The organism is Mangrovimonas spongiae (assembly GCF_003944795.1).
GTDB classification, from domain to species: domain Bacteria; phylum Bacteroidota; class Bacteroidia; order Flavobacteriales; family Flavobacteriaceae; genus Mangrovimonas; species Mangrovimonas spongiae.
The window spans coordinates 314,293-326,925 of record NZ_RWBG01000003.1; the positions used below are offsets into that span (position 1 = coordinate 314,293).

Sequence of the window (12,633 nt, forward strand, 5' to 3'; positions counted from 1 at the left end):
ATGAAAGAGAATAAAAACCGATACTTAAAACTATCTGGTCTAGAGCCTTTAATTATTACACCAGAAAGTAATTTTATTAATGTTGGCGAGCGTACTAACGTCACAGGATCGCGTAAATTTTTACGATTAATTAAAGAGGAAAATTATACCGAAGCTTTAGAGGTAGCCAGAGATCAAGTAGAAGGAGGCGCACAAATTATTGATGTGAATATGGATGAAGGCATGCTAGATGGTAAACAAGCCATGGTTACCTTTTTAAACCTTATTGCATCAGAGCCAGATATAGCACGCTTGCCCATTATGATTGATAGTTCTAAATGGGATATTATCGAAGCTGGTTTACAAGTTGTACAAGGAAAATCGGTAGTAAACTCTATTAGTTTAAAAGAAGGGGAAGAAGCATTTATTCATCATGCAAAACTTATCAAGCGTTATGGTGCAGCCGTAATAGTTATGGCATTTGACGAAGATGGACAAGCCGATACATTCGAGCGAAGAATTGAAATATGTAAGCGTTCTTACGATATTTTGGTAAATCAAGTTCATTTTCCACCAGAAGATATCATTTTTGATCCCAATATTTTTCCTGTGGCCACAGGAATGGAAGAACATCGCCTAAATGCCTTAGACTTTTTTAGAGCCACAAAATGGATAAAAGAAAACTTACCGTATGCTAGCGTTTCTGGTGGTGTAAGTAATGTGTCATTTTCATTTAGAGGAAATAATGTGGTTCGCGAAGCTATAAATGCCGCATTTTTATATCACGCCATCCAAAACGGTATGAATATGGGAATTGTCAACCCTACTATGTTAGAAGTGTATGATGAAATTCCGAAGGATTTATTAGAACACGTAGAAGACGTACTTTTTGATAAGCGAGACGATGCTACCGAACGTTTACTGGAATTTGCCGAAACTGTAAAAGGACAAAAAAAGGACGATGTAGCAAAAGTGCAAGAATGGCGTAATGAACCGTTGCAAGACCGAATTACACACGCCTTGGTAAAAGGAATTGACGCATTTATAATTGAAGATGTTGAAGCAGCACGACAAGTTGTAAGCAAACCTATTGAGGTTATCGAAGGGCATTTAATGACTGGAATGAACGTGGTAGGGGATTTATTTGGAAGCGGAAAAATGTTTCTCCCGCAAGTGGTGAAATCGGCGCGTGTCATGAAAAAAGCCGTAGCACATTTACAACCATATATTGAAGCCGAAAAAGATGATTCGCAACAATCTAACGGTAAAATATTAATGGCGACTGTAAAAGGCGATGTGCATGATATTGGTAAAAATATTGTAAGCGTGGTGTTAGGGTGTAACAATTACGAGATTATCGATTTAGGGGTTATGGTCCCGCCAGAAAAAATTATAGAAATGGCTAAAAAAGAAAACGTCGATGTTATTGGGTTAAGTGGTTTAATAACACCCTCACTAGATGAAATGGTTTATGTCTCCCAAGAAATGGAAAAACAAGGGTTTAATGTTCCGTTGTTAATAGGCGGTGCCACAACATCACGAGCGCATTCTGCAGTAAAAATTGCTCCCAATTACTCAAATACAGTAGTTCATGTAAACGATGCTTCGAGAGCGGTAACTGTTGTTGGGAATTTATTACAAAAAGACAACAAAGTTTATAAAGAACAGATTCGTGAGGAATATGAAAAATTCCGTGAGCAGTTTTTAAAACGCGGTAAGAAAAAGGAGTATATCTCAATAGAGGCAGCTCGAGAACGTAAATTTCAAATAGATTGGAAAACGATCAAAATTGTTAAGCCCAAACAGTTAGGAATTCAAGATATTCAAGATTTTGATATTACTATTTTAAAAGACTACATCGATTGGTCACCATTTTTTAGAAGTTGGGATTTACATGGGAAATATCCAGATATTTTAACCGATGATGTTGTAGGTAAACATGCTACAGAATTATTTAGGGATGCTCAAGATTTGTTGCAAAAAGTCTTTGATGAAAAACTACTGAAAGCTAAAGCTATTTTCGGTTTGTTTCCAGCAAATACTGTAAATAATGATGATATTGAAGTAACGGTTGAAGGCCAAACACCAAACACCAAATACCAATTCCTAACCTTGCGTCAGCAATTAAAAAAACGAGACGGTGTTCCAAATTTTGCATTAGCCGATTTTATCGCACCAAAGGATACTGGAGTTCAAGATTATATAGGCTGTTTCTGTGTCACAACAGGTTTTGGAACCGAGCAATTAGCCAAAGAATTTGAAGCGAATCACGACGATTACAATGCCATAATGATCAAAGCATTAGCCGATAGATTAGCCGAAGCATTTGCGGAATATTTACATAAAGAAGTAAGAACCAAACACTGGGGTTACGCTTCCGAAGAAAATTTATCCAACGACCAATTAATAGCAGAAGACTATAAAGGTATTCGTCCAGCACCTGGTTATCCAGCTTGTCCAGATCATTTAGAGAAAAAGACTATTTGGAGTTTGTTGCAAGTTGAAGAAACGATAGGTGTAAAACTTACCGATAGTTTAGCCATGTGGCCAGCTGCTAGTGTAAGTGGATACTATTTTGGAAATAAAGAGGCTAAATATTTTGGTCTTGGTAAAATAACTGAAGAGCAACTTAAAGATTATGCACAGCGTCGAGGAATAGAAGAAGAAAAAGCTAGAAAATGGTTAAGTCCAAATTTAGCAGAGTATTAAAAACAACAAAAAATTAATAAATAATTACAATTAAATTAAAATTGAAATCCAAATTATAGCGTAATATCGTACTATCAAAAAAAGAATGTTATGGGGAAATTAAAATTAGAAATCCGTTTTGCCGTTCAAGTTGTACTTATGACAGCAGTTTCTTTATTGGTAGCTTACCTTATTGCCTAGATTTAGGGTTTGGCTATCAGTAAATTATGAAGGTAACCGAGCATATTAAAAACGCCAAAGGCAAGACTTTATTTTCGTTTGAAATTATTCCGCCACAAAAAGGAAGTAATATACAAGAATTGTATAATAACATCGATCCTTTAATGGAGTTTAAACCGCCGTTTATAGATGTAACTACATCTAGAGAACAGCATGTTTATATAGAAAAAGATGGGCTTTTAGATAGAAAAATTACACGTATGCGTCCTGGTACGGTAGGTATTTGCGCATCTTTAAAATACAAGTACAATGTAGATACGGTTCCGCATGTGTTATGTGGTGGTTTTAGCAAAGAAGAGACCGAGTATTTACTAGTAGATTGCCATTACTTAGGCATCGAAAATGTAATGGCCTTACGTGGCGATGCGATGAGTCATCAAAAGTATTTCGAACCTTCTAAAGGCGGACATTTATATGCGAATGAGTTAGTTAAACAAATTCAAAATTTAAATAAAGGAAAATATCTTCACGATGTTATTGAAGCCGATGACAAAGCCGATTTTTGTATTGGTGTTGCAGGTTACCCAGAAAAACATCTTGAAGCACCATCCTTACAAACCGATTTAAAACGCTTAAAACACAAAGTTGATTGTGGTGCCGATTATGTGGTTACACAAATGTTTTTTGATAATAAGAAATATTTTGAATTTGTTAAAGCTGCTAAACAAGCAGGAATACATGTGCCAATTATACCAGGAATTAAGCCTATTTCTATTAAAAAGCATTTGCAACTTTTACCACAAGTATTTAAAATTGATTTACCTGAAGAGTTGATTAATGCTGTTGAAAACTGTAAGGATAACAAAGCTGTACGACAGGTTGGGGTAGAGTGGTGTGTTCAGCAATCAAAAGAATTACAAGATGCAGGCGTTCCTGTATTGCATTATTACTCAATGGGAAAAAGCGACAATATTAAAGCCATAGCCGAAGCGTTATTTTAATAATTCTGTTATTTTTGCTTCACTAAACGAAACTATGAAGCACCTATTAACCTGCATCTTTGTGTTGTATGCTTGTTATGCATTTGCACAGGAGAAATTAACTACGTCTACATTTGATGTCAATTACTTTAAAGGTAATATCGCACTTCATAATAACGATATTCTACATTTAATTAAAGGGCATCCAGAAGGATTTATCTTAAGTTGGAACAAAAAAACCTTTGGACATCAAGATTGGGAACAACGTTATAATTATCCAGATTATGGGGTGTCGTTTGCTTATCAAAACTTAAAAAACGATGTGTTAGGAAATAACTATTCACTATATGCACATTATAATTTCTACTTTTTAAAACGACATGTTATGCTGCGTGTTGGTCAAGGGTTAGCTTATGCAAGCAATCCTTACGATAAAGTTGAGAACCATAAAAATATAGCCTTCGGTTCTCGTTTATTAAGTAGCACCTATCTTATGCTTAATTATAAAAAAGAGCGCCTTTTTAATAAGTTTGGTTTACAAGCAGGATTAAGCCTAATTCATTATTCAAATGCCAATGTAAAAGCGCCAAATACAAGTGTAAATTCGCTAACATTAAACGTAGGGCTTACTTATAATTTGGAAGATGAAGAACCTGAATATGTTTACAATATTAAAAAAGAAAAATTCACCGAACCCATTAAGCTTAATGTCGTTTTAAGAGGCGGAATAAATGAAAGCGATTTTGTTGGTAGTGGTCAATATCCATTTTTTGTTGTTTCGGCGTATGCCGATAAGCGTTTAGGGCATGTAAGTGCTGTGCAACTTGGTGCCGATGTGTTTTTTTCGGAGTTTTTAAAAGAATTAATTTACTACCAATCCGTAGCTTATCCAGAAGAAAATGTTAGTGGCGATGAAGACTGGAAACGCGTGGGGATTTTTGCTGGTCACGAATTGTTTATTAATAAAATGTCGGTAGTCACGCAGCTAGGGTATTATGTATATTATCCTTACGATTTTGAAGGGAGAACGTATTTAAGAATTGGTTTAAAACGTTACTTTGGAAAAAAACTTTTTGGCGCATTAACATTAAAATCTCACGGGGCAAAAGCCGAAGCTGTAGAACTTGGTGTTGGAATACGATTGTAATATGAAAAAACTACTTTATATAATTGTTTTAATAGGTTTGTTCTCTTGCGATAGTGAAGATGCAAACGATTGTTTCCAAACGTCGGGGCAAACAGTTCAAGAAGAGATTACAGTTGCAACATTTAATAGGATTTTAGTTAATAGAAATGTGCAGCTTATTTTAAAAGATGATGTAACAACAAAAGTTGTGGTGGAATCTGGTAAAAATCTTATAAATGATGTTGATATAAAAGTTGAAAACTCAAAATTAATTATCACCGATAATAATATGTGTAATTATGCACGAGATTATGCCCCAACCAAAGTGTATGTAAGCTCGCCAGATATTTCAGAAATACGAACCTCGTCTCAATTTGAAGTATTATCTGATGGCGTATTAAGTTATAATAACTTGAAACTTCTTTCAGAAGATTATAACGGAGGCTCGGAGTTTACCGTAGGCGATTTTAGGCTACAATTAGATTGTAGCCAAGTAAGAGTAACCTCTAATAATATATCATCGTTTTATTTATCAGGTACAACTACCAATTTATTTGTAGGCTTTTTTGCTGGTGCAGGAAGGTTTGAAGGTGCAAATTTAATTGCTGATAATGTAGAGGTTAATCACCGTGGAAGTAATGACATGATTGTTAATCCACAACAAGAATTAACAGGTGTTTTACGAGGTACAGGGGATTTGATTTCAGTAAATCAACCACCAATAGTTACTATAGAACGCTTGTATACTGGAGAATTGATTTTTTGGTAATCTTTTAATTTCTAGTTAAATCTCTGAATAAGCTTTCTAAGCTTGCATTTTTTTGATTGAGTTGTAGAATCTTTAATTGGTTATCATGAGCAAAATCAAATACATGCGAGCGCATGTCTTCAGTTGTTGCAAACGTAATTTCATAAACAAAATCGTGCGTATTTTCAACTTTAGAAACCTTAGGGAGTTTAAGTAAAAAAGCCTCTTCTACACGATAGTCAAATTCTACAATAACGGTTTGTATTTGGTTATCACGAAGATCTTTTAACTTTTTGTCGGCAACAATTTCGCCTTTATTTATAATAATAACACGATCGCACATAGCTTCAACTTCTTGCATAATGTGTGTCGATAAAAACACTGTCTTTTCTTTACCAATAGATTTAATAAGATTTCTTATATCGATTAGCTGGTTAGGATCTAAACCAGTTGTAGGCTCATCCAGAATTAAAACTTCGGGATCATGTAATAAAGCATTCGCTAAACCAACACGCTGTCGATACCCTTTAGAAAGCTGATTTATGGTTTTGTGTGCTTCAGGAGTAAGGCCTGTTAGCTCGATAACATCATCTATTCTAGATTTAGGAATGTTGTAAACATTGGCGTTAAAGTTTAGATACTCTTTTACATACATATCTAAATACAACGGATTGTGTTCTGGTAAATATCCAACGCGTTTTTGTACGTCTCTTGAAGAGTCTGCAACATTGTAATCACTTACTTTAGCAGTACCCTTAGAAGCCTCAATATAAGTTGTTAAAATCTTCATCATGGTCGATTTTCCAGCACCATTAGGGCCTAAAAAGCCAACAATTTCGCCTTTGTCAACTTTAAAAGAAACATTATTTAATGCTTTTTGTTGATTGTAAATTTTAGTGATGTTAGAAACTTCTATAGACATAAAACAAGCTGAAATTTTGTCAAAAATAAACAATATTGTCTATCTCAACGCATAGCGAAAACGTTATATTGCAAATCCTTCTAAAAAAAGATTTTGTTTTTTCAATTATTTGGTTACTTTAGCTTTAACAAAATGAAAACTAATAGCACATTTACATATTATAACTGGTTTTATTTCTTTTTTAGCAAAGGGAACGAGGCCTGATATGTAAACATGTCAAATAAGATAATACTAACAGAAGGTCTCGATTTATTAAATCGGGATTTTTTTTTTGAATATATATGATTAATTCAGTTGCCATACAAGGTATAAAAGGATCGTTCCACCATATTGTAGCTCAAGCTTTCTTTCAAGAAAACGTCGAGATAAAGGAATACCTGTCGTTTGATGCTGCAGTGCAAAGTCTTTTAAATGGTCAAACAGATACCGTTATTATGGCGTTAGAAAATTCTATTGCGGGATCAATTATTCCCAATTATGCCTTAATCGATGTTAATAAATTACACATTGTAGGGGAGCATTATTTAGATATTCAGCATCATTTAATGGCATTGCCAGGACAGCGTATTTACGATATTAAAGAAGTGCATTCTCACCCAATGGCTTTATTACAATGTAAAGCATTTTTTGAAGACTACCCGCATATAAAACTTATTGAGGCTAATGATACAGCCGATGTGGCAAAACAAATTCAAGACAAGCAATTAAACGGAGTTTCAGCCATAGCAAGTGATTTAGCAGCCAATATTTTTGGTTTAGACATTTTAGCAAAAAGTATACAAACCATTTCTCACAACGAAACACGATTTGTTGTAGTAAAACGCCATAACTCAGAAATCACTAAAAACGAGATTAATAAAGTCTCATTAAAATTTGAACTAGAACATAAACGAGGCAGTTTAGCAGCTGTGTTAAACATGATGAGCGACTGCAAGTTAAATTTAACCAAAATACAATCGTTGCCTAAAATAGAGACACCTTGGAAATATGCCTTTTTCGTGGATGTTACTTTTGATGATTACAACGATTACAACAAAGCAAAAGCCATACTTAAGCTTATGGCTCAGGATTTTAAAATTCTAGGCGAATACAAAAATGCAAAACAATGATTACAGTAGCCGATAGATTACATACCGTAGAAGAATATTATTTCTCTAAGAAATTAAAAGAAGTGAATTTTTTAAAATCTCAAGGGAAACCTATTATAAATTTAGGTATAGGAAGCCCCGATTTAAATCCATCGGAACGTGTAGTAAGTGCATTAACAGAAAACTTAAGTAAAGAGGTTGCTCACCAATACCAAAGCTACCAAGGGTTGCCAGAATTACGAGATGCTATAGCACTGTTTTACAAAAAACAATTTCATGTATGGTTAAGTGCACAAACCGAAATTTTACCCCTAATGGGAAGTAAAGAAGGCATTATGCATATTTCTATGGCATTTTTAAATCCAGGAGATGAGGTTTTAGCACCTAATCCAGGCTATCCTACCTATTCGTCAGTAACCAAACTATTGGGAGCCACACCTATACCTTATAATTTAACCGAAAATACACACTGGTTGCCAGATTTAAAAGCGTTAGAAAAAACTAACTTAAGTAAGGTGAAAATTATGTGGGTTAATTATCCGCATATGCCAACAGGGGCACAAGCAGATGATATGTTTTATCAGGCATTAATCAATTTTGCTAAGCGTCATAATATTTTACTAATAAACGACAATCCTTATAGTTTTATACTTAATGATAATCCTAAAAGTATTTTAAAATTTGAAGGCGCCAAAGACTGTTGCTTAGAATTAAATTCCTTAAGTAAAACTTTTAATATGGCAGGTTGGCGTGTAGGTATGGTTTTAGGGAAATCGGAATTTATACAACACATACTTAAAGTAAAAAGCAATATGGATTCGGGTATGTTTTATGGTATTCAAAAAGGTGCTATAGAAGCTTTAAACTGTTCTAATATGTGGTATAAAAGCCTAAATAGTGTCTATAGAAAGCGCCGGAATTATGTGTGGCAAATTGCCAATGCTTTAAACTGTACTTACAACGAAAATAGTACAGGTATGTTTGTGTGGGCCAAGTTACCACCGTTAGTAAAATCAGAAGAATTTGTGGATTTATTATTAAAAGAAAAAGCCATTTTTATTGCGCCAGGAACCGTTTTTGGTAGCAATGGTGAAGGTTATGTTAGGTTTTCACTTTGTGCCTCAACCGAAGATTTAGAAGAAACCTTAGCAAGAGTAAGATAGATATGAATATAAAAAATGTATACATAGTAGGTGTTGGATTAATTGGAGGAAGTATCGCAAAAGATATTAAACATCTCAATCCAGATATTACATTATTTGGAATTGATAAAAATGAAGCTCATTTAAACCAAGCCTTGGATTTAGGGATTATCGATAATAAAGCGACTTTAAACGATATTGTAAACGCGCATATTGTTATTGTTTCTATTCCTGTAGATGCATCGGTTAATGTATTACCGCAAATACTAGACCTCGTTTCAGATGATACCTTGGTTATGGAATCGGGTTCTACCAAATTAGATATTTGTAAGGCAGTTGAAAACCATCCAAAGCGCAGAAATTTTATGGCTACGCATCCTATTGCAGGAACAGAGTTTTCTGGACCAAGTGCGGCTATTCAAGGGTTGTTTAAAGGAAAAACAAATATTATTTGTGAGGTTGAAAAAACAGCCTTTAAATTACAAGAAATGGCCTTAGCTATTTTTAACATTATGGGGATGCGAATCCGATATATGAATCCAGAGTCTCATGATAAACATATTGCTTATGTCTCTCATTTATCACATATAAGCTCATTTATGTTAGGGAAAACAGTTATGGAGAAAGAAAAAAATGAACGTGATATTTTTGATATGGCGGGCAGCGGTTTTGCATCAACAGTGCGTTTAGCAAAAAGTTCACCAGATATGTGGACCCCCATTTTTAAGCAGAATAAAACTAATATTATAGAAACATTAGACGAATACATTAATAACTTAGAGCGTTTTAAGACATGTTTAGAGACCAATGCTTTTGAAGACGTCTATAAAGAAATGAATGACATCAATCATATAAAAGACATTTTAAACGGAATTGAATAAAAGGAAATTATGGAAAACAAAAAAGAATTAAGAAGTTGGTTAGATAGCTTTGGTTTAGAACATCCGTTAGTTATTGCTGGACCATGTAGTGCTGAAACAGAAGAACAGGTCCTAAAAATTGCTCATCAATTAAAGGAAACAGATACTACCGTTTTTAGAGCAGGAATTTGGAAACCAAGAACACGACCAGGAAATTTTGAAGGTGTAGGCGCATTAGGTTTAAAATGGATGCAAAAAGCAAAAGAAGAAACAGGCTTGCTTACCACAACCGAAGTCGCAAATGCCAACCATGTAGATTTAGCCTTAAAACACGATGTTGATATTCTTTGGATAGGCGCAAGAACAACAGTAAGCCCTTTTATTGTTCAAGAAATTGCAGATGCCTTAAAAGGAACCAATAAACCAGTGTTAATTAAAAATCCTGTTAATCCAGATTTAGCATTATGGTTAGGTGCTGTAGAGCGTTTTTATACGGCCGATGTAAAAAACTTAGGGGTTATTCATAGAGGGTTTTCAACCTATGAAAAAACCAGATACCGTAATAATCCCGAATGGCAAATAGCCGTCGATTTACAAAATCGTTTTCCCGATTTACCATTAATTTTAGATCCATCTCACATAGCAGGACGTCGCGATATTATTTTCGATTTATGCCAAACAGCCCTAGACCTTAATTATGATGGCTTTATGGTAGAAACACATCATAATCCCGATAAAGCTTGGAGTGATGCTGCACAGCAAATCACCCCGGAAACACTAAAAACATATACTGAGGATTTAAAAATTAGAAAGGAAACAGGCGAAGCTGCCGAGTTTAAAAATAAAATCAATACCCTAAGAACACAAATAGATGTTATTGATCATCAATTAATAGACATGCTAGGAAAGCGCATGAAAATAGCTGATGATATTGGTAACTTAAAAAAACAGCATAATGTAGCAGTTTTGCAATCGAAACGCTGGAATGAAATTCTAGGAAAAATGATTTTACAAGGCGAGGAGAAAAAGTTAAGTGAAGAGTTTATTTTAAGAGTATTTAAGGCTATTCATCAAGAGTCTATAAACCATCAAGAAAAGATAATAAATGGATAAGGTTGAAATGCTTTTAGGAGCAATCAATAATATTCTTTATTTTGCAGAATATTGATCCAAAAGCATGACAGGAACAGTTTATAAATCTACAGGAAGTTGGTATACCGTAAAAACCCAATTGGGAAAAAATTACCAATGCCGTATAAAAGGAAGATTTCGTATAAAAGGTATAAAAAGTACGAACCCTATTGCGGTTGGAGACATGGTAGATTTTGAACTAGAAACTAAAAACGATGAAACTACTGGCATCATAAATAATATTCATGACAGGAGAAATTATATCGTTAGAAAATCGGTAAACCTATCAAAACAAACACATGTTATTGCAGCCAATATCGATCAGGTTTTTTTATTAGTAACCATCGATAATCCGCCAACATTCACCAGTTTTATAGATCGCTTTTTAGTGACTGCCGAAGCGTATGGTATTACAACTATTTTATTGTTTAATAAGATAGATGTTTATGATAAAGAAACGCTAGATGAAGTTAGGTATTTAGCACATATTTATCGTAAAATAGGTTATGAATGTATTGGGATTTCAGCAGAAACTGGCAAAAATATTGATAAAGTAAAACATTTAATGACTGGTAAAGTAAGTATGTTTGCGGGACATTCAGGAGTTGGTAAATCTACGCTAGCAAACGCCATAGAACCCGGATTAGAGTTGAAAACAAAAGTTATTTCAGAACAACATCAGCAAGGGCAACATACTACAACTTTTGCAGAAATGTTCGATTTAAGTTTTGGTGCTAAATTAATAGACACACCAGGAATTAAAGGCTTTGGTATTGTTGATATGGATAAAGAAGAAGTGGGCGATTATTTTCCAGAGTTCTTTAAATTAAAACAAGACTGCAAATTTAATAACTGTATTCATGTAGATGAACCTAAATGTGCTGTAAAACAAGCTTTAGATGATGATGAAATAGCTTACTCAAGATATCGTAGTTATTTGCAAATACTAGAAGGTGAAGACGAACATTATAGAACCGATAATTGGGATTAAATGAAAGCTGTTATACAACGTGTTTCAAAAGCAAGTGTTACAATAAACAACAATACTACAGCCAATATACAACAAGGTGTTTTGGTGTTGTTAGGAATTGAAGATTCTGATACTATTCAAGACATAGAGTGGTTGTCAAGAAAAATTAATAATCTTCGAATTTTTAACGATGAAAAAGGTGTTATGAACCATTCGTTAATCGATACAAATGGCGATGCTATTATTGTAAGTCAGTTTACATTACACGCTAGTACAAAGAAAGGGAACAGACCAAGTTATATAAAAGCGGCAAAACCAGATGTTGCCATACCCATGTATGAAGCTTTTGTAAAACAATTTGAAACAGATTTAGGAAAACCCGTTCAAACAGGTGAATTTGGAGCAGACATGAAAGTAGACTTGCTAAATGATGGGCCTGTAACCATAATTATAGATACTAAGAATAAAGAGTAAATGGACATACAAAACGCACAAAAAGCAGTAGATAATTGGATTAAAGAACATGGCGTTCGTTATTTTAACGAGCTCACCAATATGGCACAACTTACCGAGGAAGTAGGTGAAGTTGCTAGGATAATTGCTCGTCGTTATGGCGAACAAAGCGAGAAGGAAAGCGATAAAGACAAAGATTTAGGCGAAGAATTAGCCGATGTTGTTTTTGTGGTATTATGTCTAGCTAATCAAACAGGAATTGATTTACAAGACGCTTTTAGTAAAAAAATGAACAAAAAAACTAAAAGAGACCACGATAGGCATCATAATAACGAAAAACTAAAATAACCCATTTTAGAAGAGGTC

General features: G+C 34.2%; 12 protein-coding genes. 11 read left to right on the forward strand and 1 reads right to left on the reverse strand.

Annotated elements, in window-relative coordinates:
* The 4 genes from metH (at position 1) to EJA19_RS08500 (ending at position 5,722) form a co-directional block, all read left to right on the forward strand.
* A complete protein-coding gene (gene metH / locus EJA19_RS08485) occupies positions 1-2,688 on the forward strand; it encodes a methionine synthase (RefSeq protein WP_125467934.1) in 2,688 nt (895 codons plus the stop codon).
* 206 nt (positions 2,689-2,894) lie between these two features.
* Positions 2,895-3,848 (forward strand): methylenetetrahydrofolate reductase [NAD(P)H], encoded by a 954-nt coding sequence (metF, locus tag EJA19_RS08490; RefSeq protein WP_125467935.1) that lies wholly within the window; start codon positions 2,895-2,897, stop codon positions 3,846-3,848.
* A 34-nt stretch (positions 3,849-3,882) separates the two neighbouring features.
* Positions 3,883-4,974 (forward strand): acyloxyacyl hydrolase, encoded by a 1,092-nt coding sequence (locus EJA19_RS08495; protein WP_125467936.1) that lies wholly within the window; start codon positions 3,883-3,885, stop codon positions 4,972-4,974.
* Between the two features lies 1 nt (position 4,975).
* Positions 4,976-5,722: a head GIN domain-containing protein gene (locus EJA19_RS08500; RefSeq protein WP_125467937.1), complete on the forward strand. Its 747-nt coding sequence runs from the start codon at positions 4,976-4,978 to the stop codon at positions 5,720-5,722.
* 4 nt (positions 5,723-5,726) lie between these two features.
* On the opposite strand, the gene gldA is transcribed toward EJA19_RS08500, so the two are convergent.
* The gene (gene gldA, locus EJA19_RS08505; protein WP_125467938.1) at positions 5,727-6,623 is read right to left on the reverse strand and encodes a gliding motility-associated ABC transporter ATP-binding subunit GldA; all 897 of its coding nucleotides are present in this window, start codon (positions 6,621-6,623) and stop codon (positions 5,727-5,729) included.
* Positions 6,624-6,904: 281 nt separating this feature from the next.
* On the opposite strand from gldA, the gene EJA19_RS08510 reads away from it, so the two are divergent.
* The 7 genes from EJA19_RS08510 (at position 6,905) to EJA19_RS08540 (ending at position 12,615) form a co-directional block, all read left to right on the forward strand.
* Complete coding sequence (locus EJA19_RS08510; protein WP_125467939.1) at positions 6,905-7,732, forward strand: prephenate dehydratase; 828 nt, start codon at positions 6,905-6,907, stop codon at positions 7,730-7,732.
* Complete coding sequence (locus tag EJA19_RS08515) at positions 7,729-8,874, forward strand: pyridoxal phosphate-dependent aminotransferase (RefSeq protein ID WP_125467940.1); 1,146 nt, start codon at positions 7,729-7,731, stop codon at positions 8,872-8,874. The genes EJA19_RS08510 and EJA19_RS08515 overlap by 4 nt, the downstream gene beginning before the upstream one ends.
* A gap of 8 nt (positions 8,875-8,882) precedes the next feature.
* Positions 8,883-9,734 carry a prephenate dehydrogenase gene (locus tag EJA19_RS08520; RefSeq protein WP_125468019.1) on the forward strand — a complete coding sequence of 284 codons (852 nt, stop codon included), beginning with the start codon at positions 8,883-8,885 and terminating at the stop codon, positions 9,732-9,734.
* Positions 9,735-9,743: 9 nt separating this feature from the next.
* Positions 9,744-10,826, forward strand: a complete 1,083-nt coding sequence (locus EJA19_RS08525; protein WP_125467941.1) for a bifunctional 3-deoxy-7-phosphoheptulonate synthase/chorismate mutase type II — start codon at positions 9,744-9,746, stop codon at positions 10,824-10,826.
* A gap of 64 nt (positions 10,827-10,890) precedes the next feature.
* Positions 10,891-11,835, forward strand: coding sequence for a ribosome small subunit-dependent GTPase A (rsgA, locus tag EJA19_RS08530; RefSeq protein WP_125467942.1), 945 nt, complete (start codon positions 10,891-10,893; stop codon positions 11,833-11,835).
* A complete protein-coding gene (gene dtd / locus EJA19_RS08535; protein ID WP_125467943.1) occupies positions 11,836-12,288 on the forward strand; it encodes a D-aminoacyl-tRNA deacylase in 453 nt (150 codons plus the stop codon).
* Positions 12,289-12,615: a nucleotide pyrophosphohydrolase gene (locus EJA19_RS08540; RefSeq protein WP_125467944.1), complete on the forward strand. Its 327-nt coding sequence runs from the start codon at positions 12,289-12,291 to the stop codon at positions 12,613-12,615.
* The last annotated feature ends 18 nt before the right edge of the window (positions 12,616-12,633 follow it).